Source organism: Starkeya nomas (assembly GCF_902703545.1).
GTDB lineage: Bacteria > Pseudomonadota > Alphaproteobacteria > Rhizobiales > Xanthobacteraceae > Ancylobacter > Ancylobacter moscoviensis.
Genome location: NZ_CACSAS010000001.1, coordinates 1,539,989 through 1,561,230 on the forward strand (window position 1 = coordinate 1,539,989; position 21,242 = coordinate 1,561,230).

The 21,242-nt window shown below is 63.8% G+C and carries 18 protein-coding genes, 2 tRNA genes and 1 pseudogene; 12 read left to right on the top strand and 9 right to left on the bottom strand.

All coding sequences use genetic code 11. The features are described from left to right. The first annotated feature begins 394 nt into the window (after positions 1–394). The gene (locus STARVERO_RS07430) at positions 395–595 is read left to right on the top strand and encodes a hypothetical protein (protein WP_144343394.1); all 201 of its coding nucleotides are present in this window, start codon (positions 395–397) and stop codon (positions 593–595) included. 12 nt (positions 596–607) lie between these two features. Here the strand turns inward: STARVERO_RS07430 and STARVERO_RS07435 are convergent, their stop codons facing one another. From STARVERO_RS07435 to STARVERO_RS07455, 5 genes are all read right to left on the bottom strand, one after another. After that, positions 608–1,324 (bottom strand): MgtC/SapB family protein, encoded by a 717-nt coding sequence (locus STARVERO_RS07435; RefSeq protein WP_144343393.1) that lies wholly within the window; start codon positions 1,322–1,324, stop codon positions 608–610. 31 nt (positions 1,325–1,355) lie between these two features. Further along, on the bottom strand, positions 1,356–4,193 hold the full coding sequence (locus tag STARVERO_RS07440; RefSeq protein WP_159598399.1) for a valine--tRNA ligase: 2,838 nt from the start codon (positions 4,191–4,193) through the stop codon (positions 1,356–1,358). 124 nt (positions 4,194–4,317) lie between these two features. Further along, positions 4,318–5,496 carry a DUF2497 domain-containing protein gene (locus STARVERO_RS07445; protein WP_159598400.1) on the bottom strand — a complete coding sequence of 393 codons (1,179 nt, stop codon included), beginning with the start codon at positions 5,494–5,496 and terminating at the stop codon, positions 4,318–4,320. 203 nt (positions 5,497–5,699) lie between these two features. Next, positions 5,700–7,109 carry a TolC family outer membrane protein gene (locus STARVERO_RS07450; protein ID WP_144343390.1) on the bottom strand — a complete coding sequence of 470 codons (1,410 nt, stop codon included), beginning with the start codon at positions 7,107–7,109 and terminating at the stop codon, positions 5,700–5,702. 173 nt (positions 7,110–7,282) lie between these two features. Then, a complete protein-coding gene (locus STARVERO_RS07455; RefSeq protein WP_159598401.1) occupies positions 7,283–7,945 on the bottom strand; it encodes a protein-L-isoaspartate O-methyltransferase family protein in 663 nt (220 codons plus the stop codon). A gap of 316 nt (positions 7,946–8,261) precedes the next feature. Between STARVERO_RS07455 and STARVERO_RS07460 the strand changes: the two genes are divergently transcribed. The 4 genes from STARVERO_RS07460 (at position 8,262) to STARVERO_RS07475 (ending at position 12,194) form a co-directional block, all read left to right on the top strand. Continuing rightward, positions 8,262–8,335: transfer RNA gene (locus tag STARVERO_RS07460), tRNA-Cys, on the top strand. Between the two features lie 240 nt (positions 8,336–8,575). After that, complete coding sequence (locus STARVERO_RS07465) at positions 8,576–10,375, top strand: ABC transporter ATP-binding protein (protein WP_144343388.1); 1,800 nt, start codon at positions 8,576–8,578, stop codon at positions 10,373–10,375. Between the two features lie 92 nt (positions 10,376–10,467). Next, a tRNA-Asn gene (locus STARVERO_RS07470) sits at positions 10,468–10,543 on the top strand. Positions 10,544–10,796: 253 nt separating this feature from the next. Continuing rightward, positions 10,797–12,194, top strand: coding sequence for a diguanylate cyclase domain-containing protein (locus STARVERO_RS07475; RefSeq protein ID WP_159598402.1), 1,398 nt, complete (start codon positions 10,797–10,799; stop codon positions 12,192–12,194). Between the two features lie 41 nt (positions 12,195–12,235). Here STARVERO_RS07475 and STARVERO_RS23820 read toward each other — a convergent pair. The 4 genes and pseudogenes from STARVERO_RS23820 to ltnD all read right to left on the bottom strand — a co-directional run. Continuing rightward, a pseudogene (locus STARVERO_RS23820) lies at positions 12,236–12,373 on the bottom strand (hypothetical protein); the annotation flags it as partial. A 230-nt stretch (positions 12,374–12,603) separates the two neighbouring features. Continuing rightward, positions 12,604–13,359: an SDR family NAD(P)-dependent oxidoreductase gene (locus STARVERO_RS07485; protein ID WP_159598404.1), complete on the bottom strand. Its 756-nt coding sequence runs from the start codon at positions 13,357–13,359 to the stop codon at positions 12,604–12,606. Positions 13,360–13,444: 85 nt separating this feature from the next. Continuing rightward, positions 13,445–14,713: a 3-oxo-tetronate kinase gene (gene otnK, locus STARVERO_RS07490; RefSeq protein ID WP_159598405.1), complete on the bottom strand. Its 1,269-nt coding sequence runs from the start codon at positions 14,711–14,713 to the stop codon at positions 13,445–13,447. A 61-nt stretch (positions 14,714–14,774) separates the two neighbouring features. Continuing rightward, positions 14,775–15,704 (bottom strand): L-threonate dehydrogenase, encoded by a 930-nt coding sequence (gene ltnD, locus STARVERO_RS07495; RefSeq protein ID WP_280178117.1) that lies wholly within the window; start codon positions 15,702–15,704, stop codon positions 14,775–14,777. Between the two features lie 69 nt (positions 15,705–15,773). Here ltnD and otnC point away from each other — a divergent pair, with 69 nt between their 5' ends. From otnC to STARVERO_RS07530, 7 genes are all read left to right on the top strand, one after another. Then, positions 15,774–16,448 carry a 3-oxo-tetronate 4-phosphate decarboxylase gene (otnC, locus tag STARVERO_RS07500; RefSeq protein ID WP_244616638.1) on the top strand — a complete coding sequence of 225 codons (675 nt, stop codon included), beginning with the start codon at positions 15,774–15,776 and terminating at the stop codon, positions 16,446–16,448. 91 nt (positions 16,449–16,539) lie between these two features. Continuing rightward, on the top strand, positions 16,540–17,049 hold the full coding sequence (locus STARVERO_RS07505) for a flavin reductase family protein (protein ID WP_144343383.1): 510 nt from the start codon (positions 16,540–16,542) through the stop codon (positions 17,047–17,049). A 48-nt stretch (positions 17,050–17,097) separates the two neighbouring features. Further along, on the top strand, positions 17,098–18,189 hold the full coding sequence (locus tag STARVERO_RS07510) for an LLM class flavin-dependent oxidoreductase (RefSeq protein WP_144343382.1): 1,092 nt from the start codon (positions 17,098–17,100) through the stop codon (positions 18,187–18,189). Between the two features lie 62 nt (positions 18,190–18,251). Then, on the top strand, positions 18,252–19,076 hold the full coding sequence (locus tag STARVERO_RS07515) for an ABC transporter substrate-binding protein (protein WP_144343381.1): 825 nt from the start codon (positions 18,252–18,254) through the stop codon (positions 19,074–19,076). 54 nt (positions 19,077–19,130) lie between these two features. Then, positions 19,131–19,793: an amino acid ABC transporter permease gene (locus STARVERO_RS07520; protein ID WP_144343380.1), complete on the top strand. Its 663-nt coding sequence runs from the start codon at positions 19,131–19,133 to the stop codon at positions 19,791–19,793. 2 nt (positions 19,794–19,795) lie between these two features. Then, on the top strand, positions 19,796–20,452 hold the full coding sequence (locus STARVERO_RS07525; protein WP_144343379.1) for an amino acid ABC transporter permease: 657 nt from the start codon (positions 19,796–19,798) through the stop codon (positions 20,450–20,452). Then, positions 20,449–21,192 carry an amino acid ABC transporter ATP-binding protein gene (locus tag STARVERO_RS07530; protein WP_159598407.1) on the top strand — a complete coding sequence of 248 codons (744 nt, stop codon included), beginning with the start codon at positions 20,449–20,451 and terminating at the stop codon, positions 21,190–21,192. Before STARVERO_RS07525 ends, STARVERO_RS07530 begins: the two co-directional genes overlap by 4 nt. Positions 21,193–21,242 lie beyond the last annotated feature (50 nt).

Here is a 21,242-nt window from a genome sequence, read left to right on the forward strand (position 1 = left end):
TGTGGCGGCTTCGCGGCGCCTCGGCGTTCGGCTCGGGTTATGGTTGCGAATGCGTGACACTGTTGCAGCTTCGACACGGCTGCGGAACGCCCTTGCACGCTTCCCGCCCGCGACACAGCGCCGTCAATGCCGCACTCGGAAATCCCCATAAATCACTGTTTTATAATAAAATCTCTTTCGAGATACCCATCTCCCGCGCGCTGTCGGCGGCAGCGCTTTCCTTCAAGTAATCGCCCCGAGGCTTGTCAGGCAGACACGGCTCGCGCCCTCGGCCTCACTCCCGATCGCCGGCGGACGATCCGGCGTCATTGTTCCGTCATATGGGGCCGAGGCGGGTATGTTATGCCCCGTGGACCGCGCGCCGATGCGCGGCTGCAAAGGGAGGAAGAACCACATGTCGAGCGGCAACATCGTCGAGCGGCTGAGGGCCATGGCGGCGGACCTCGAACGGTTTCCGCGCGACAAGGTCGAGGATGAACTGTCCGAAGCGGCGGATGTGATCGAGCGCCTGCGCGCCGAGCTCGACCGGCTGCTGCCCCCGGCTTCCACAGATGCCTCACATCCTCCGGTGCCGCCGAACCCGCAGGCGAGCTGAAATGCTCCCTCGTTAGTCGGAACTGCTCCGCGTCCAGTCGCCCGACGCCACACCGGGTAAAGTCCGCAGCTTCGCCACCACGGCGTCAAGCTCGGCCGAGCGTAGCGAGGTATTGACCAGCGTGGCGCGCACCTCGCTCTCGCCGGATGGCCGGTCGGTGATCTCCACCTCGTCCACCGGCAGCCGCGCGGCCTCCAGCTGGGATATCAGCCGGGCGCGGGCATCGGAGGCCTGCGCCGCCGGCACGCGGATGCCAATCTCGTAGACCGCCTCGGTTGCCTCGTCGTCGCGCGGAAGGCGCTCAAGGGCCGTTACCAGCGGACGCAGCATCGTGTTGCCCGCCAGCACGAACAAGGTGAGCAGAACCGCCTGCGCCAGCAGGTCGGCCCCCGCGCAGGCGCCGACCGCTGCCGAACACCAGAGCGTCGCCGCCGTGTTCAGGCCGCGAATATTGGTGCCTTCCTTCATGATCACGCCGGCACCGAGGAAGCCGATGCCGGAGACCACATAGGCCACCACCCGCACCGCTCCGTCCGGGCCGGCGAGATGCATGGCCATGTCGACGAACTGGCAGGCGCCGACCGCCACCAGCACGTTCGTGCGCAGGCCGGCCGTCCGCTGGCGGTACTGCCGCTCGGCCCCGATCAGCGTCCCCATCGCGAAGGCAACGAGGAGGCTGATGATGGTCGAGGCGAAGTCGCTCGCCTCGAAAGCCTCGATGAACGCCATTGCGGCCCCGGCCCCCGTCCGCAGTCCGCCGTCAGGCGGCCTTGCCCAGACGGACGAGCGCCTCGCGAATCTTGGCCGCCCGCGCCTCGGCACTTTCGCGCCGCTCGCGCTGCTCCTCGATCACCTCTTCCGGCGCCCGTCGGATGAAGTCGGCATTGCCGAGCTTGGCATCGACCTTGGCGATATCGTCGGCAGCCTTGGCGAGCTCCTTCGAAAGCCGCGCCGCTTCCGCATCCATGTCGATAATGCCGGCAAGCGGCAGCGCCGCCGTCTCGCCACGCACGACGACTTGTACCGACCCAGCCGGCGCTTCCGGCTCGAAGGCGATGGCGGACAGGCGGGCGAGCCGGACCAGAGCATCCTGCCAGGCGCCCACCCGGTCGATGGTGAGGGCGTTCGCTCCCACGAGCACCAGCGGAATCTGGGCTCCGGCCGGCACGTTCATCTCGGCACGGACGGAGCGGATCTCGGTGACCAGATCGACCAGCCAGCCGATCTCAGCCTCCGCCTCGGGGGCTTCCATCCCGTCGAGCTTCGACCAGGCAGCAAGCGCCAGAAGGCTCGCGCGGGCAGCGCCGCCCTCGGCGGTGCGCGCCCAGAGCTCCTCGGTGAGGAACGGCATGAACGGGTGCAGCAGCTTGAGAATCTCGTCGAGCACGAAGGCCGTCGTCGCCCGCGTCTCGGCCTTCCACTGCGCGTCACCGCCGGTGAAGACGGGCTTGGCGAGCTCCAGATACCAGTCGCAGAAGATATTCCACACGAAACGATAGGCGGCGCCCGCCGCCTCGTTGAACTTGTAGGCCTCCAGTGCCTCGGTGATCTCCAGCCCGGCCCGCTGGGTCTCGCCGAGAATCCAGCGGTTCAGGGTCGTCTCGACCTTGTACGGATCGAAAGCCGGATCCCGCCCACACCCGTTCATCTCGGCAAAGCGCGCGGCGTTCCAGAGCTTGGTCGCGAAGTTGCGATAGCCCTCGACGCGGCTGGTCGCCAGCTTGATGTCGCGCCCCTGCGCGGCCATGGCCGCGAGCGTGAAGCGCAGCGCGTCGGCACCGTACTTGCCCACGAGATCGAGCGGATCGATCACATTGCCCTTGGACTTCGACATCTTGGCGCCCTTCTCGTCGCGGACGAGGGCGTGGATGTAGATGTCCTTGAACGGCACTTCGCCGTCCATGAAATGCAGGCCCATCATCATCATCCGGGCGACCCAGAAGAAGATGATGTCGAAGCCGGTGATCAGCACCGAGGTCGGGTAGTAGCGCTTCAATTCCGGCGTCTCGTCGGGCCAGCCAAGCGTCGAGAACGGCCACAGCGCGGAGGAGAACCACGTGTCGAGCACATCCTCGTCGCGGGTGATCAAGTTCGCGCGCTTGTCGGCGTCGACGGCCAGTTCCTTGGCCTCGGCGTCGGTGATGATGCCGGCCTGCACGCAATGGGCGAGCGCGGCGGCGACGGCCTCCTCCTCCGTCTCCTCGACGAAGACCGTCCCGTCCGGCCCATACCAGGCCGGGATCTGGTGGCCCCACCAGAGCTGGCGCGAGACGCACCAGGGCTGGATGTTCTCCAGCCACTCGAAATAGGTCTTCTCCCAGTTCTTTGGTACGAAACCCGCGCGACCCTCGCGCACGGCGGCGAGCGCCGGCTGGGCGAGCGTATGGGCATCGACGTACCACTGGTCGGTGAGCCACGGCTCGATGACCACGTTGGAACGGTCGCCATGGGGAACCATGTTGGTGTGCGGCTCGATCCGGTCGAGCAGCCCGCGCTCCTCCATCAGGGAGACGATGGCCTTGCGCGCCGCCTCGCGGCTCTGACCTTCCAGCGCCAGCACGGCGTCGAGATCGGCGCCCGTCACGGCGTCATCGAGAAAGTCGGCGTTGCCGGCCAGAGTCAGGCGCGCCTCGGCGTCGAGCACGTTGATCATCGGCAGGTCGTGCCGCCGGCCGACCTCGAAGTCGTTGAAGTCGTGCGCCGGGGTGATCTTCACCGCGCCCGTGCCCTTGGTCGGGTCGGAGTATTCATCCGCGACGATCGGGATCAGCCGGCCGACCAGCGGCAGCCGCACCTTCGCGTCGGCGGCGACGAGGCCCTGATAGCGTGGGTCCTCCGGATGGACCGCAACCGCGGTGTCGCCCAGCATGGTCTCAGGTCGCGTGGTGGCGACGACGATGTAGTCGCGCGTCTCGAACTCGGTCGGCTGGCCGTTCTCGTCGAAGGCGACCGGGTGCGGATAGGTGACGCCGTCGGCCAGCGGATAGCGGAAATGCCAGAGATGGCCCTTCACCTCGACCTGAAGCACCTCCAGATCGGAGATGGCCGACTGGAACTTCGGGTCCCAGTTGACCAGCCGCTTGTCCTTGTAGATCAGCCCTTCCTTGTAGAGCTGCACGAACACCTTGAGGACGGCGCGCGACAGGCCCTCGTCCATGGTGAAGCGTTCGCGCGACCAGTCACAGGACGCGCCGAGCTTCTTGAGCTGGTTGATGATGGTGCCGCCGGATTCTTCCTTCCACTTCCAGACGCGCTCGACGAAGGCCTCGCGGCCCAGTTCGCGGCGTCCGGGAAGCTGGCGTTCGGCGAGCTGGCGCTCGACCACCATCTGCGTGGCGATGCCGGCGTGGTCGGTGCCGACCTGCCAGAGCACGTCCTTGCCGCGCATGCGCTCGAAACGGCAGAGAATGTCCTGCAACGTGTTGTTGAGCGCGTGCCCCATATGGAGCGAGCCGGTCACGTTCGGCGGCGGAATGACGATGCAGTAGGGATCGGCCCCTGCCCGCTCGGGACGCCCGGCCTTGAACGCATCGGCATCCAGCCAAGTCTGGTAGATGCGGTCTTCGACTGCGGCGGGATCGAACCTGTTGTCGAGCATTTTGGCTCCGGCACCTCGAATGAAGAGGGTGCGAGAGAAAGCGGAGCCGATGGCTCAAGTCAACACGCCAAAGGACAGGTGGCGTGTGGAAGAGGCGGAATCAGCCCCGCCTCTCCTTCATGTTTCACTGGCCCTGACGGGCGACGCGCTCGATCTCGGCACGCACCAGACGCTCGACCAGCGTCGGGAGGTTCTCGTCGAGCCAAGCCTTGAGCATCGGCCGGATCGCTTCGGTCACGAGATCGTCAACCGTGCGAGAGTTCGACGTCACCGTCCGCTGCAGCGAGCCGAAAGCCGCCGAAACAGCGTTGCTGGCCGAGCCGGAAACAAGCCGCTCGCGGGTCGCCTCGGTAGCCGCCGGCTCCGTGCTGGTGGCCGGACGGCTGGCGGCGCCGAAGCGCGGTTCGACGGGACGCGTCTCCAGACGCGACGGCGCCGTCGTCCGCGGGGGGAAAGGCACCGGCGTCTCCCGCGTGGGAGTGGTGGCGATCACTTCCGCCTCGTCCAGGACGGACCGCGCGGCTGCTTCGGACTTGGCCTGCATCTCGATGGTCTCCTCTACGAGGGTCGAACCGACCGGCACGGCGAGGGCCGCCGCGTCGGCATCGGCAACTGGAGCGGCCGTCTCGGCACCGCGCGGCGGCAGCGGGGAAAACCGGGACGCGGCCGCTTCGGCGGAAACATGCGCCAGCTCCGCCTGAACCGCCTGCTCCACCAGGGCCAGATCGAACAAGGCCGAACCGAGCGGCGTGTCGAGATCGTCGCTCTCCGGCACGGAAGGGAAAGCTTCAACGGGGGGCGTCACGCGCGCGACCCGCGTCACCGCATGCAACGCGGGCGCGGCAGAAGCGCTTCGCGCCCGCGGCGCGAAAGGGTCGACGGCCGGCGCACTATCCGGCCTGACGAAGCCGGTCGTCTCCGACCGATCCTGGGCCGGAGCGGGTGAGAAAGGCGCCGACACGAGGGGCAGCGGCACAGAGGTAAGCGGCATCGCCGGGCGCATCGACGAGATCGGCGCCGGAGCGCTCCGCACAGGGCGCGGCGGGGGCGAGAACGCGGGCTCACTCACCGGCGACCGGACCGCAACTGGCGCGAAAAGTCGCGTCGATGGATCCGGAGCACCGATCCCCGACGATTCACGGCCCGATGTGGAAGACCGGCCGGCCAGCGGCTCCCGCGGGGCGAAGGCATCGCGCGGGGCGGAGCGGGGCTCGGGCTGGGCCGGGCTGGGCTGGGGCGATGCTGGCTCGACGGCGACCTCGTCGGAAATGATCCGCCGGATGGAGGCCAGAATCTCCTCCATGGACGGCTCGTTGGCCCTCGCACTTACCGACATGCGCTTCTTTCCGATCGCTCAGACGACGCCGCGCGCGGACAGTGCGGCCGCGCATCGCGCGAATCACCCGTTAAGACTTTGTAAACCGTGCACCGACCGAAGCTGCGCGCCAAGCCATGACAATCTGATGGCTGTGGATTTTGTCCGGCGCGCGCTTCGTCTCATGCCGCTTACTGGCCGCCGGGCGTGCGCACGCCAATCCAGGCATCACGCACCTGATTGTAGTGCACCTGCGGATTGTAGATCGGAACCTTGAGGCCGAGGCGGGTCGCCCCCAGCTCGCCGCTGGCCGACAGAACTGCGTACGAGGCGACCACGCGGTCGCGCTGGGCGATAACGAGGCTGGCGCGGGCGTCGAACAGCGCGGTCTGCGCGTTCAGCACATCGAGCGTGGTACGCTGGCCGACGCGCCACTCCTCGCGCACGCCGCGCAGCGCGATCTCGTTCGCCGCCACGGAAGCCTGCGCCGATTCGATTGCCGCCTTGGCCGCTTCCAGAGCGCCCCAGTACTGCACGACGTTGGCGCGAACCTGCTCGCGGTTCACGTCCACCTCGATGCGCAGCTGGCCAAGGGTTTCCTTGCTCTGACGGATCGTCGCGTATTCCGCGCCGCCCTGATAGATCGGCACGGTGAGGTTCAGCGTGGCCGAAGCGGCGGTCTGCCGCTCGACGCTGTTGGCGCTGTTGTAGTCGGACGAGGCGGTGCCGTTGAGGGTGAGCGTGGGCGACAAGGCCGCCTCCGCCACCTTCACGTTGGAGAAGCCGGCATCGACGGCAAATTCGGCCGCCTTCACCGCCGGGTGTCGCGTCAGACCGAACTCGACCGCCGTATTGAGGCTCTTCGGCAGCAGCCGGTCAATCGGCCGGCCGGGCGACAGCTTGGTCGGACGCAGGCCGATCACCTGGAAGAAGACCGCGTTGGCGGTATTCAGGTTCGAGTTTGCCAATGCCAGATCGCTCTGCGCGGTCGCCACGCTCGCCTCGGCCTGCGCGACGTCGGTGCGGGTGATCTCGCCGACGGAGAAGCGGTCGCGCGCCGCGCGCAGCTCTTCCTGCAGCGCTTCGAGATTCTGCTTCTGCAGATCCACCAGCGCCGTGTTCTGCAGCACGTTCATGTAGGCGGTGGCGGCGTCGAGCAGCACAAGCTGCTCGGTGTTACGGAGCAGCTCGCGTTGGCCCTTCACCTGCGACTCGGCGCTGCGCACCGAATTGGCGGTCCTCAGCCCGTCATAGATGGTCTGGCTGATGGTGACGCCGAAGCCGGAAGGATTGGTCTTCCGGTTGCTCATCGTGCCAGTGCCCTGAAGGGCCGCCACGTTCGAATCGATGCGGGTCTCCGCCCACTGCATGCCGACATAGGCACTGCCCATGACCTGCGGTCGATACCCCGACAGGGCAATCGGCACATACTCGTCCGTCGCGCGCGTCGCCGCGCGCTGGGAGTTGAGGGTGGGATTGTTCCGATAAGCGGCCACCAGGGCCTGATCGAGGGTCTGCGCTTTAGCCGGTGCGGCGAATCCTACAACACAAGCGACCGCCGCGAACGCGACAACCTTCCCCCCGGTAGCCGACAGCCACATGGTCCAACCTCTGCGAACGCTTCACTGATCGGAGCCACCTGCCCCCAGGGCGACTCTCTTTGCATGAAACAGCAGAATAGGTGCTCGAAGAAGGGCTGTGAACTGGTCGGTTTGATCAGCGGACGATTTAAATCGCACACGCGGCAGATCAGCCACAGAGCGGCTGCCAGCCGTTAGAAAACAAAGCCCGGACGCGCCTCGAAGCCCGGCAGGGTGGGCACCGCCGCATCGAAAACGATGCGCGAACCGATACCGCCGGTGGTGTTGGTGAAGACGCTCGCGCGACCCGCGCGCCCGTGTCCGACTACGGCGACGAGTCGCCCGCCGGGCTTGAGCTGGGCCAGCAGCGCCTCGGGAACCGAATCGACCGAACCATTCAGCAGAATCACGTCATAGGGCGCTTCCGACGGCCAACCAGCGGTCAGCGGCCCCTGAACATAGGCGGCGTTGAGCAGCCCGAGCTCGACTAGGAGGGAAGAGCCCTGCCCCGCCAGCTCGGCGTCTTCCTCTAGAGCGACCACCTGCCCCGCCAGCTTCGCCAGCACGGCGGTGGAATAGCCGCTCGCCGCGCCGACATCGAGGACAAGCGCATCCGGCCCGATTTCCGCCGCCTGCAGCAGCTTGGCGAGCACCATCGGCTCCATCAGGTAGCGAGCCGGAGCGCCTTCCTTCACCAGCAGGTCGTCATCGATATAGGCAAAGTTGCGCAGCGGAGCTGGCACAAAACGCTCGCGCGGCGTCTCCAGCATGGCGGCAACGATACGCAGGTCGGTGACGTCGTTGGCCCGCACCTGGGCATCGACCATGGCGCGGCGCATCTCGGCGAAATCGATCATTCGGCGACAACCTCGAAACGAAACGGGCGACGGTCCGTTCAGATACCGCCGCAGGAAGCCGGCGCCAGAATTGCGGCACGCGCGCTCCCAATGCAAGCATTCTCCACGCCTTGGCTTGAAGATTTCAAGTCTGCAACCCGGCGACTGCGCAGAAAACGGGCCGTACCCGCGTGCGGAACCGCCGTGCGGCGCAGCGCCGCTGTCCACTGTCGCGATCGACTGTGTGCCACCGCCGACGCCTCCCCGCGTTGCTCATCGGCGAGAGCTCTGTTATGAGGCGCGCCGGTCCATCGGGCGATGTCCTGCATCCCCGGTCGGCCACGTGGCGGAGTGGTTACGCAGCGGACTGCAAATCCGTGCACCCCGGTTCGATTCCGGGCGTGGCCTCCAGTTCACGCACGTGCCGCCGGCCCGAAAGGTGTCGGCGGCACGTGTCGCGACAGCACCCGGGAGACGCCGTGAGGCGCACCATACGGCACATGCATATGTCGGCCGCGACAGCCGCCTCCCATTGTTTGACAATGACTGGGGATCGTCGTTGATGATCCCGTCGTGCCGCCCTGCGCGTCCGAACGTGCCGGGAAGGCACCCTTCGGCCGGGCAAGGCCGCTGCGTAAAGGAAGCTGCCTGATGTTGCCACCCAAGTTGGCCAACGCGTTTCGTAACATGATCAGCCCCGAGACCCGGGATACGGTCGGCAGGCTGTTCCTGACGGACGGTCGCCGCCACTGGAAGGGCTATGCGATCTCCTTCGTCTTCATGGGCATCATGGCCGCTACGACGTCGGGCCTCGCCTATCTCATGGGCGATGTGATCAACCGCATCTTCGTCGAGCAGAGTTCCTCGGCCATCTGGATCCTGTCAGCCGCGGTGCTGGCACTCAGCATCACCAAGGGCTTCGCGGCCTACGGTCAGGCCGTGGCACTGGCGCGCGTCGGCAACCGCATCGTCGCCGACAACCAGAAGCGCGTACTCGACCGCCTGTTCGCCCAGGACGTGGCCTACTTCTCCGGCAGCCACACCGCCGAGATCATGCTGCGCTTCAATACCGGCGCCCAGGCCGCGCGCAACGTGCTCAACCTGATCATCACCAGCCTGGGGCGCGACCTCCTGTCGGTCATCGGCCTCACCGCCGTGATGATCATCCAGGACCCGTTCATGGCCTGTATCGGCCTCGTCGTCATGCCGATCGCCGTCGGCGGCGTACGCGCCCTGATCCGCAAGGTTCAGAAGATCTTCAGCCGCGAGTTCCACGCGGCGATCAAGATCATGACCGAGTCGATCGAGGCGTTTCAGGGCATCCGCACCATCAAGTCCTTCACCATGGAGGATGACCAGCGTGCCAAGATCTACGAGCGCATCGACCGGATGGAGAAAGCCTCCAACCGCATGATGCGGGCGCAGTCGCAGTCCGGCCCGCTCATGGAGGCGCTGGGTGGCGTCGCCATCGGCCTGGTCGTGATGTACGCCGGCTGGGGCGTCCTGCACGGCGGGCGTACACCGGGCGAGTTCTTCTCGGTCATCACCGCGCTGCTGCTAAGCTACGAGCCGGCCAAACGCCTCGCCCGCCTGAACATCGACCTCACCACCCACCTGCTCGGCGCCCGCATGCTGTTCGAAATCCTCGACCGTCCGGCGGTCGAGGCAGATGCACCCGGCACGCCGGATCTCGTGGTCGAGAGCGGCAAGATCGAGTTCGATGACGTGTTCTTCGGCTATCGCGAAAACGAGCCGGTGCTGCGCGGACTGAGCTTCGTCGCCGAAGCGGGCCAGACTACCGCCCTCGTCGGCCCCTCGGGCGGCGGCAAGAGCACGGTGATGAACCTGCTGGAGCGCTTCTACGAGATCAAGTCCGGCACGATCGCCATCGACGGGCAGAAGATCAATCAGGTCACCCGCAAGTCGCTGCGCCGGTCCATCGGCTTCGTCAGCCAGGACGTCTTCCTGTTCTCAGGCTCGATCCGCGAGAACATCGCCGCCGGGCGCCCCTCGGCGAGCGAGGAGGAGATCGTCGCGGCGGCGCGCGCGGCGCATGCCCACGACTTCATCATGGGCTTCGAGAACGGCTATGACAGCTTTGTCGGCGAGCATGGCGCGCAGCTGTCCGGTGGCCAGCGCCAGCGCATCGCCATCGCCCGCGCCTTCCTGAAGGACGCCCCTATCCTCCTGCTCGACGAGGCGACCGCCGCGCTCGACAGCGAATCCGAGGCGGAAGTGCAGAAGGCGCTCCACGAATTGCAGCGCAACCGCACGACGCTGGTGATCGCCCACCGCCTGCAGACGGTGATCAACGCCGACCGCATCTGCGTGGTCGAGAAGGGCCGTGTAGTGGAAAGCGGACGCCACGACGAGCTCGTCGCCAAGCGCGGGCGCTACTTCACGCTGCACCAGCTCCAGTTCGCCGGGCAGCAGGAACGCCTCAGCGCCTGACGACATATCCACATGGGATGCGGGTTCCGACTTCACAAACGGATCCCGCATTGCTATATCGCCGGCCTCCGCGACGCTTCGCGCGTCCCCGGTCCCTGATAGCTCAGTTGGTAGAGCGTTCGACTGTTAATCGAATGGTCGCAGGTTCGAGTCCTGCTCAGGGAGCCACTATTTTCTTTCAAAGCCTTGATATCGTTGAATTTTGTCGGCTGGCGATTTTGTCGCCCCCACTGCGTTCGCGGCCTTGAAGCGGCCCTAAGGGCCAGAATCGGCGCCCAAGGGAGAGCAGGACGCCTCCTATGCGTCGACAACGTACTCAAGCGTTCCGGCAGCAACAGGGCACTGGATTGCGCCTCTTACTTGTGCTCCCGTCGAATGGGGTAACGTTGCGGGCGTCGACATGTCGCCCTCTGGATGGTCGATGCGCACCGGGATCACGGTTGGACAAGGGCCTCTCCTGACCCAAGATACCGCCGGCGAAACATCGGATGTCGCGGGATACGACGCCCTATGCCGAGTCGCGCGTGCCCTGCTGGGGGTACATGCCGCGTCCGTGGTTCTCGCAAGGAATGCCGGCCATTGGATCGATGCCGATCCGCGCGCCGTGCCGCGCGACTGGATATTTCCAAAAACCATAGAGGAGTTCGGGGGCCTCGGTGAGGACTTGAAGGCAATAGCCGACTTCAGTTCCGATACGGCCGACACGAAGTCCGCCTGGACCCGCCGAATGCCGGGGCTCAGGTTCTTTGCGAGCATCCCCTTAGGATCGTCTGCCGAGGGGCGCCTATGCCTTTTTGATACCCGACCTCGAACAATCGAAGACACGGGGGACGATCACCTACGAGATCTCGGCCGCATCGCGCACGAGATTCTGCGTCTCCACCGTGAACTGCAGGCGGCGAAGCAGCAAGAAGCTGATTTCCGCCTGTTGGCGGAGAGTTCGACCGACACCATCGTGCGGGGCGACCTTGAAGGGGTGCGGCTCTATGTATCGCCCTCCGTCAATACGTTGCTCGGCTATGAGCCGGAAGAACTGATCGGGCGCCAAGCTGCGGACATCGTGCACCCTGACGATGCTCCTCGCTTTCGCGAGATGATGCAGCGAATTCGTGAGGGCAATTTCGATGTTGGCGAGAGCGAGATACGCCAGCGCCACAAGAATGGATCATGGGTCTGGATGGAAGCCTCAATCCGCCTGACCTACGATCGCACCACAGGCGAGCCAAACGGCTATGTCGCCTCGGTACGTGGCATGGACCGTCGCAAAAAGCTCGAAGCGCGGCTCACGCGTCAGGCTACGCATGATGTGCTGACAGGCTTGGCCAATCGGGCATTGCTCGAAGAGCATTTGAACGAGGCAGTCGCACGAAACAGGTCTACCGGTCAGCGTTTCGCGCTCTTCTATCTGGATGTCGACCATTTCAAGCGCGTGAACGACACGCTTGGCCATCAGGCCGGAGACGCCGTGTTGCGCGAGGTGGCAATACGCCTTCGAGGTGGGATGCGTCCTCAGGACATTGTAGCGCGGGTCGGGGGCGATGAGTTTGCAGCGCTGCTGGAAGTCAGCACGAACCCACGCGAGGTTGACCGTGTGGCCGAGCGTCTCATTCACGCCCTGGGCATCCCCGTGGAATATGGCGGTCATTCCATTAACCTCGGCATCAGCATCGGCATCGCCCGTGTGCCTGAGTGCGGACTTGCCCCCGCAGCGTTGCAAGCTGCGGCGGACGGCGCTCTCTATGAGGCCAAGCAAGCTGGGCGTGGCTGTTATCACTATGCGGCGTGCCGACCGAATGAAAACGGATCTGCCCAAGGCTAGCGCGGCATGTCACCTTTCACGACTTCCTAGCCTCTACCAAGCTAGCGACCTTGGCCCGATGGCAGCGCCGATCCCGCCGACGGTGCCATCACCACCATGCACCACAGGACGAAGAAAGCAGCACCGTCGTTCACGCAGGCGCTCGTGTAGGCCAACGCACCGATAGCCCCCGCGAGAAGCCCAGCGAAGAAGCACGGAGAAAAGGCGGGCGAACCAGGTCATCGTCCGCCGCGGTCGGCCCCGCATGATCGTCTCTCCGGCAACGGCATCGAGCTGGTCAGCCGGCCGATCCTAGGCTTCTGCGAAGAAATCGCTTGAATGGCACGACAACACCATCCGCCCCCATATGGGCCTCGGTGGTCTATCGTTTCCTCCGGCACTCCGGCCCCGGCCTGATGCTTCGCCAGAGCTATCGAGCGCTGTATCCGCCGTCAGCCATCAGGATCTGCCCGGTCACAAAGGATGCCGCCGGGCCTGACAGATAGAAGATCGCATCGGCAATCTCCTTCGGTTCGGCCCAGCGGCCCAGCGGATGAGCACTTTTGATCGCCGCCTCGCCGGCAGCAGGATCTTCGAGACCTTCGAGGTAGCGCGTGAGGAACGGAGTATTGATCGAACCTGCGCCGACGGCGTTCACCCGAATCCCGCGCGACGCATAGTCGACCGCCATCTGGCGAACGAGTTGCAGCAGCGCGCCCTTAGCTGCGCAGTAGGCGGCCTGTTCCGGCAGACCGACGACGCTTGAAATGGAGCCGGTGGCGACGATCGAGCCTGTGCGCCGCTGCAGCATTGCCGGCAGCGCGCGCTTCGACATCAGGAAGAAGGATTTGGCATTCGCGTTCATGACGCTATCCCATTCGTCTTCCGTAGTGTCGTGGGCGGATTTGGAGATGATGAACCCGGCATTGCTGACCAGTACATCCACCGGACCCAGACGCTGTTCCGCGGCGGCGAAGATCTTCTCCACCTCCATGGATTTCGTGACATCGGCGGGCACGGCGACGATCTGACCGGACGAGCCGCGTTCGAGATCGGTGACGGAAGCGGCGATGTCGGTCGCGCAGACACGAGCACCGTTCTCAACGAACTGCGCGACGGCAGCACGGCCAACGCCGCCAGCCGCGCCCGAGATTACGACGGTCTTGCCTTCAAAGCTGTTGCCCATGGTGTCCTCCAGGTTGTCTTTCGATCACGTCACGGTTCGGCGGCGATCAGGTAAGGCAATCGCTCGGCATAGCTCGCTTGAAACCTCAAGCGAGTCGCGAGAGCGCTTCGGGGAAGAAGTTGGGACCGCCGAAATTGCCGGATTTCAACGCCATGGCGAGATCGCCTCCAGGCTGACCGAAGGTGCGAAGCATCGGCACGCCGGGAGCAAGCTCCTCCCCGACCTCGAAGGATCGTATGCCGAGCATGTCGACCACGGCGCCGGACGTTTCCCCGCCAGCGACAACGAGACGACGAACGCCCTCATTGACGAGGCCAAGAGCAATCGTCGCCAGGACGCGCTCGATCGCATGCCCCGTCTCCATCCTGCCGTACTTCTGCTGAAGCGCAGCGACGGCTTCGGAAGAGGCCGATGCGGCGATGAGGACGGGTCCCGCTTCAAGATGGCGCCGCGCAAAGGCCAAGGCTTCATTGACGGCTCCCGACCCGGCGACGATGCATTCGGGATCAAGCCGCAGGACAGGCATACGCTTTTCGGCAACCGCGATTTGCTCGAGCGTACGCGCCGAGCAACTGCCGGCGATCGCAGCGGCGCGGCCCCCTACCGGCTGCAAGCCGCTGGTGGCCCCGTCTTCCGAACGACGGGCCTCCAGTGCCGCCCTGGCGAGGCCGTGGCCGAGACCTGACGCTCCCGTGGAAACGGCCGTTTCGAAGGCGAGACGGCCAAGCACGTCAAGATGGGCATCGTCGATCGCGTCGGCGATGATCGACGGCCGGATATCGGAAAAGGACTGGATTTTCCCGCGACAGGCGCCAAGACCTGCCGCCACCGTCTGAACGTCAAGGATGCGGACAGGCCGCTCGGACTGCTTTGCCAATATGCGGGCGAGGTTTGCGTCGCGCATCGGGTTCAGCGGATGATGGCGAAGCGAACTTTCGTTCAGGGGAACGTCGTTGACGAACAGATTTCCCTTGTAAACGGTCCGACCGGTTTCCGGGAAAGCCGGCGTGACAAACACCCAACCCTGCCCCGCACGTTCCATTAGAGCATCCGTAACCTGGCCGATATTGCCGTCATCTGTGGAATCGAACGTGGAACAAATCTTGTACATGACATGGCGAACGCCGATCTCCCTCAGGAGCGCCTCCGCCGCAAGAGCGCCGGACACGGCTTCCGCGACAGGGGCAGAACGTATCTTCAGCGACACCACGATCGCATCGATCCCGCCGAAGGCTTCCTTGTCGGCCGGAACGCCAATGGTCTGCACGGTCCTGAGACCGGACTTGCGCCATGTGTTCGCGAGATCCGACGCGCCCGAGTAGTCGTCCGCGATGGCTGCGAGCAGCGCGGTCATGGGAGCCCTCTCCTGTACGGTGCAAACCGGCCGGTCTTGCCGAGCTTCGGCAGCGGATAGGTCACGTGGTGGATTTGACGGCGGGCAGTGCGGCGCCAGACAGTGCCGCGTATGTTCGCGCCACCGATGCGTCATCCTCGGCGCCCATTCCTGCGCCGGAGGTCGCGAGGTACATCTGCAGTGCAGCAGCGGCGAGCGGCGCCGGGTAGCGTTCCGCTCGCGCCATATCCTGCAAAATCCCGAGATCCTTGACGAATATTTCGACCGAGCTGAGCGGCCTGTAGTCGCCCTCGAGGATGTGCGGAACCCGGTTCTCGAACATCCATGAATTGCCGGCCGACGCGGTGATGACCTCGTATACGGTGGGCAGATCCAGTCCGAGCTTCGACGCCAGAGCCATCGCCTCGCATGCCGCGGCGATATGAACGCCGGCCAGGTGCTGGTTGATCATCTTCACCGAGGCGCCGATACCTGGCTCGCTGCCGAGCCGATAGACCTTGCTGGAGATCGCATCCAGCACATCCGCCGCCCGATCGAAGGCCGCAGTGCTGCCAGACGCCATCACGGTCAGGGCACCGGTCGCCGCCTTGGCGGCGCCCCCGGAAATAGGTGCGTCCAGATAGAGAATATCCCGCTCGGCGAGACGCGCAGCGAAGCGCCGGGCGTCGGTCGGCGCCATGGTGGCCGACGAGACGAAGACCGATTCAGGCGCCATCACGGGGAAAACTCCGTTCTCGGCGAAAAGCACGGCCTCCGTTTGCGCACTGTTGACGACGACACACAGGACGATGGAGGCGCCCCGCACCGCTTCCGCCGGCGAACGGGCGGAAGTGCCACCAGCCGACGCCAGTTTCGCGATCGCCGCCGGGGCTGGATCGTATCCGGAGACGATGTGTCCATGGCGGAGCAACGAACTCGCCATGCCAAAACCCATCGATCCCAGACCGATGACAGCGACGCCGGATTTTGCCTCGGAACCGTTGGAAGACACGCCGAAACTCCCTTGCTTCGAGCCCGCTTATATGCAGATTATCTACAATATGCAATGAGGCTGCGAGTGGTGGCGAGTTTCAACGAGACCCGAATCCGGGAGCAGATCGTTCGTTACGGGGCTTCCCTGTTCAATCGAGGCCTGACCCCAGGATCCTCGGGAAACATCTCCGTCCGGCTCGATGACGGCGGGTGGCTCGTGACGCCGACAAACGCCTCCTTGGGCTTCCTGGATCCGGCATCGCTCTCGCGGCTGGATGCCAAGGGGAACCTGCTCGCTGGCGACAAGCCGACGAAAGAGGCCCCCCTGCACGCGGCCCTGTATGACACCGTCAGGCACTCACGGGCGGTCGTGCATCTGCACTCCACGCACTCGGTGGCGCTCTCGATGCTTCCCGACGTGGATCCGACGGCCGTGCTGCCCCCCCTGACGCCGTACTATCTGATGCGTGCCGGGCGAACCGCTCTGGTGCCGTATTTCAGGCCCGGTGACCCCGCCGTCGCCGACGCCATCAAGGGACTAGCCGGCAAGTACACATCAGTATTGCTGGCCAATCACGGCCCGGTAGTGGCGGGAAAAGATCTGGAAGCGGCAGTGTACGCGATCGAGGAGATGGAGGAGACAGCCAAACTCCATCTGCTTCTCCGCAATCTGAACCCGCGGCACTTGTCTCCCTCGCAAGTGGACGACCTTGCCAGGCACTTCGATCTACCCGCCTCCCCTCACTCCCACGACGACGAGTAGCGTCGCCGGCATCCCAGTGCGGAAAGCGTAAAATCGCGTTGACAGATTGTAGATAATCGTCAATCTAGCGGCAACTCAGAGGAACCCAGAAATGCTTAGCCAGGATCAACGGACAGAGCACTTCCGGCAGTCTATGCGTCGGCTGGCATCGACGGTCTGTGTAATTTCCTGCAAAAGCGGCGATGTGCGGTATGGAATTACTGTGACATCGGTCACTCCGCTGAGTTTCTCGCCCATCTCGATCCTGGCGTGTGTAAACAAAAGAGCGTCGATCAGCTCGCCGTTGAAAGACGAGGGGCGCTATTGCATCAATGTCCTGCGTGCCTCCCAGGCCGATGTTTCGAATTCCTTTAGTGGCGGACTGCCTCTGCAAGAGCGTTTCGACATCGGAGGCTGGGCCGAAATCGACGGTATTCCCTACCTTCCGGACGCTCAGGCCTCGCTCTTCTGCGAAGTCGAGCAGGCCATCTCGTACGCCACGCACGACATCATCATCGGCGGTGTCAAGGCGGCCCATTTCGCTCCGGATATTGCCCCTCTCATCTACCAGAACGGCTCATATGCGGTCGCTGCGCCGCTAGCCCTTCAGAAGGCTGGTTAAGACACGCGCGGCAGCCACCAGCCACCGCGCACGACTCAGGAGAATTTGATGCAACTCGGTCTGTTCAACCTCATGACCCTCCGTGACCACCCGGACGGGTCTCGCGGGGTGATGCGCGATACGCGCAAGATGGTCGAGACCGCCGAAGAATTAGGCTTCGATATCGCATGGTTTGCCGAGCATCACTTCGCGAACTACTCCAGTTCGCCGTCGCCCCTGATGATGTGCTCATATGCGGCCGGCTGGACGAAGAGGATTAAGCTCGGACCAGGCGTGATCGTGCTGCCGCTCTACAATCCACTTCGCGTGGCGCAGGAGATCGCCGTCGCCGATACACAGACCGACGGCCGCCTCGTCATCGGCATGGGGACTGGCTATCAGCAGTACGAGTTCGATCGCTACAAGGTCGTGCTGGACGACCGCGTGGACGTTTTCCTCGAATACTGGGATGTGATCGAGCGGGCGCTTGTCGACGGCGAGGTCGAGTACAATGGGAAGTACGTCTCCCTTCCGAAGACGCATTTCGCCATACGCACGCAGCAAAAGCCTTTGCCGCCGATCTTCGTGACCTCGTCGCATCCCAGGCTGCTCGATCGGTTCAAGAAGTGGAAGGCGACGCCGTTCCTTGCCGCGAGCACGCTTGGCTCGCCCGTTCTCTACAAGATGGTCGATGGCCTGAACGACGCCTGGACGTCGATCGGCGAGCAGCCGTCGACCAAGCCGCTGGCCATCATGCAGTATGTTTGCATCACCGACAGCCGGGCCGAGGCCTTGGAGGCGGCAGAGCGTGCCCGCTATGTCGGCCGGATGGCGCATCATCTGCGTCACGCCGAACTTCCGCTCGATGAAAGCGGCTTCATCAAGAACCAAGCCTATGATGGCGAGTACACGCTGGACGAGTACGCCGACAAGACCGTCGTTGGCGACCCCCACGCCGTCGCCGAGAAGATGGTCGCCGATATCAAGCGGCTGAATCCCAGCAATTATACCTGCAATTTCTCGTTCGGCTGCATGTCCCTCGAACGTGCGCACAAGTCCATCGTGCGCTTCAAGAGCGAGGTTGTGCCGCTGATCGAAAAGGAGCTGGGCCCGCTCTCCGATATTGGTGTCGGGAGCGAGACAGTAAAGAAGGCAGGCTGAGCACACGGCGCAGCGTGCACTCTGCAATACTCAAACAAATTCCAAAAAGAGGGGAGTTCTGTATGAAGACACTTGCTTATGCACTGACCGCAACGACCGTACTCGCATTGGCGTTTGCGGGCCCGGCGAGCGCGCAGTCCGCTTTGGACAAGATCGTGCAGTCCAAGAAGCTGCGCTGCGGCGTCATGTTGGACAGCCCGCCCGCGGGTTTCCGCGACGCCAAAAACGAACCTGACGGCTACGACGTCACCTACTGCAAAGACATGGCGAAGGCGCTCGGCGCCGAGCCGGAGATCATCGAAACGCCGTCGCCGGATCGTATACCGGCGCTGGTTTCGAACCGCATCGACGTGCTGATCGCCTCCACGACGCCGACGCCGGCCCGTGCACTCACCGTTGCCTTCACCCAACCCTACACAAACAATGTTATGGCTGTTGTTACCCGCAAGGGTACCGGCATCACCCAGTATTCTGATCTGGCATCCAAGAAGCTCGGCTCCGTGGTTGGCAACACGCCCGAGAAACTCTTCCGGGAAGAGCTTGAAAAGGGTTGGAAGGATTCCGGCGCGACCTACACTGGCTACGCCAGCGATGCCGAGCAGTTCATGGCCCTCCAGCAGGGCAAGATCGACGCCATCGTGATCAACGTCGCCGTCTTCAACCAGTTGGCGCAGAGCGGTCAGTTCCCGGAATTCGTCATGGCCGGCCTGGCGCCGCTTCCGGACTTCGGCTCCATCGCCGTCAAGCGTGACGACCAGCAATTCCTGAACTGGGCCCGGATCTTCGTCTTTACGCAGGTTGCTAACGGCCGCTGGGCCGAAGTGTACCACAAGTACTACGGCGATGGTCCGCTGCCGCCGCTGACAGCCGAAGGCATCAACTTCTAACCACAAGGCTTGTGCCGGCGGGAAAACCCGCCGGCATCTCCATGGGATGATTGCATGAACGGCTATCAGTTTTACTGGTCCATCGTCTGGGATTCGCTTCCCCTTCTGTTGGCCGGAGCCTGGGTGACGGTCCAGATCACCCTGCTCGCCTTCATCATCGGCACGCTGATCGCTATGCCGATGGCCGTCGCGCGCCAACACGGCGAGGGATGGGCCTACCGCTTTTCGACATGCTGGGTTGAACTGTCGCGCAACACACCAGCCGTGTTTCAGCTCTATGTCTTCTACTTCGGGCTGGGCGCCTTCCACATCAACATCTCCAGCTACGCTGCCGTCCTCATCTCCGTCTCCTTCAACAACGCGGGATACATGACGGAGATTTTCAGGGGTGGCCTGTCAGCCATTCCGCGACAGCAACTGCCGGCGGCGCGCTCTCTCGGCATGACGGGAGCGCAGAGTTTCATTCATGTGATCTTTCCGCAGATGTTCAAGGTGATCTTCCTTGCCTATGTCACGCAAGGTATTTGGGGGATGCTGAACACCTCGCTTGGTATGCTGGTCGGATTGCCGGAACTTTCGGGAGCGACGCAATATGCTCAGTCTAACTCTTTCCGGACGTTCGAATTCTTCCTGGTAACCGCGTTGATTTACTATCTCATCGCCAAAGCACTGCAGTTCTCGGCCCAGCTGGCGTTCCGGCTCGTCTACAGGAGCTAAGCGTGCAATTTCAGTTCGCAAATCAAGGCCTCGCCTGGTCGGACGCCTATTTCCTAGCCCAGGGACTTCTCAACACCGTCAGGCTGGCCGTCACCGCCACCATCATCGGCACGCTGGCCGGGATCGTTCTTGGCTGGCTGCGGACCGTATCCGTCACTATGAGGATCGCCACCTCGCCGTTTATCGACATTCTGCGTAGCGTACCGATGATCATTCAGTTGATCCTCGCCAACAGCTTCCTGTCGATCCTCGGCTTCGGCGCTTCGCCTTTCTGGTTCGGCACCTTCGCGCTGAGCGCCTGGATGGCGGCGGTGACCGCCGAGGTGGTCCGGGCAGGCCTTCTTTCGGTCCCGGTTCAATACCGCAAAAGCGCCCGTTCGCTCGGCATGAACGGCTTTCAGGAACTGGTGCACATATCGATGCCACTGGCCTTCAGGACAGCACTGACGCCGTGGATCGGCCTCGTGCTCAGCCTTATCAAGGACAGCGCTCTGGCCGGCGTGGTCGGCTACGTCGAATATATGCGAGCTACCCAGATCCTCATCACGAGGACGCACGAAACCTGGTTGCTGCTGATAGGGGCGGGTCTTTTCTATTTCATCATCTGCTATCCGGTTTCCCGGTACAGCCGCCGTCTGGAGAGGAAGATCGTCGTATGATTGAAATCAAGGACGTACGAAAGACCTTCGGGATACTGGCGGTACTGAAGGGTATCAATCTCGACGTCAACAAGGGCGAGCTCCTTTGCCTGATCGGCGCGAGCGGTTCAGGCAAATCGACTCTTCTTCAATGCATCAACGGGCTTGAGCCGATACAGGGCGGCGAGATCATCGTCGACGGGATCAGCGTCCATGATCCGAAGACCAACATCAACATGCTCCGCCGCAAGCTGGGCATCGTTTTCCAGCAGTACAATGCGTTTCCGCATCTGACGGCGCTGGAGAACGTCGCCCTCGCGCCTCGCGTCGTCGCCAAACGCGGCCGCAAGGAGGCGCGCGCTCTGGCGCAGAAGCATCTCGACCATGTCGGTCTGGGAAACAAGGCGGACAGCCTTCCCTCGCAGATGTCCGGCGGCCAGCAGCAGCGCCTCGCCATCGCGCGCGCGCTCGCCATGGAGCCGAGCTACATGCTGTTCGACGAGGTCACGTCCGCGCTCGATCCCGAACTAGTCGGCGAAGTGCTCGAGACGATGCGTTTGCTCAAGAGCGAGGGCATGACGATGGTCGTCGTCACGCACGACATCAATTTCGCCCGCGAGTCCGCTGACCGCGTGGCGTTCCTGCATCAAGGCGAGGTCTGCGAAATCGGGACGGCGGAGGAGGTCATCGACAATCCGCAGAAGGAACAGACGCAGAAGTTCCTCCGCCGCGAAAAGCGCAAGCCATTAGAGGTCGCCTGAAGTTCGGGCGCCTGATCGATATCCATCCGACACTGCACATCAAAGGTAGC

What these genes read in the sequence shown, in the direction of transcription:
- STARVERO_RS07430 (WP_144343394.1), top strand. Translation starts at nt 395, where the DNA reads ATGTCGAGCGGCAACATCGTCGAGCGGCTGAGGGCCATGGCGGCGGAC.
- STARVERO_RS07485 (WP_159598404.1), bottom strand. Translation starts at nt 13,359, where the DNA reads ATGGGCAACAGCTTTGAAGGCAAGACCGTCGTAATCTCGGGCGCGGCT.
- STARVERO_RS07445 (WP_159598400.1), bottom strand. Translation starts at nt 5,496, where the DNA reads ATGGAGGAGATTCTGGCCTCCATCCGGCGGATCATTTCCGACGAGGTC.
- STARVERO_RS07515 (WP_144343381.1), top strand. Translation starts at nt 18,252, where the DNA reads ATGAAGACACTTGCTTATGCACTGACCGCAACGACCGTACTCGCATTG.
- STARVERO_RS07520 (WP_144343380.1), top strand. Translation starts at nt 19,131, where the DNA reads ATGAACGGCTATCAGTTTTACTGGTCCATCGTCTGGGATTCGCTTCCC.
- STARVERO_RS07440 (WP_159598399.1), bottom strand. Translation starts at nt 4,193, where the DNA reads ATGCTCGACAACAGGTTCGATCCCGCCGCAGTCGAAGACCGCATCTAC.
- STARVERO_RS07435 (WP_144343393.1), bottom strand. Translation starts at nt 1,324, where the DNA reads ATGGCGTTCATCGAGGCTTTCGAGGCGAGCGACTTCGCCTCGACCATC.
- STARVERO_RS07465 (WP_144343388.1), top strand. Translation starts at nt 8,576, where the DNA reads ATGTTGCCACCCAAGTTGGCCAACGCGTTTCGTAACATGATCAGCCCC.
- STARVERO_RS07505 (WP_144343383.1), top strand. Translation starts at nt 16,540, where the DNA reads ATGCTTAGCCAGGATCAACGGACAGAGCACTTCCGGCAGTCTATGCGT.
- STARVERO_RS07530 (WP_159598407.1), top strand. Translation starts at nt 20,449, where the DNA reads ATGATTGAAATCAAGGACGTACGAAAGACCTTCGGGATACTGGCGGTA.
- STARVERO_RS07455 (WP_159598401.1), bottom strand. Translation starts at nt 7,945, where the DNA reads ATGATCGATTTCGCCGAGATGCGCCGCGCCATGGTCGATGCCCAGGTG.
- STARVERO_RS07475 (WP_159598402.1), top strand. Translation starts at nt 10,797, where the DNA reads ATGCGCACCGGGATCACGGTTGGACAAGGGCCTCTCCTGACCCAAGAT.
- otnK (WP_159598405.1), bottom strand. Translation starts at nt 14,713, where the DNA reads ATGACCGCGCTGCTCGCAGCCATCGCGGACGACTACTCGGGCGCGTCG.
- STARVERO_RS07450 (WP_144343390.1), bottom strand. Translation starts at nt 7,109, where the DNA reads ATGTGGCTGTCGGCTACCGGGGGGAAGGTTGTCGCGTTCGCGGCGGTC.
- STARVERO_RS07510 (WP_144343382.1), top strand. Translation starts at nt 17,098, where the DNA reads ATGCAACTCGGTCTGTTCAACCTCATGACCCTCCGTGACCACCCGGAC.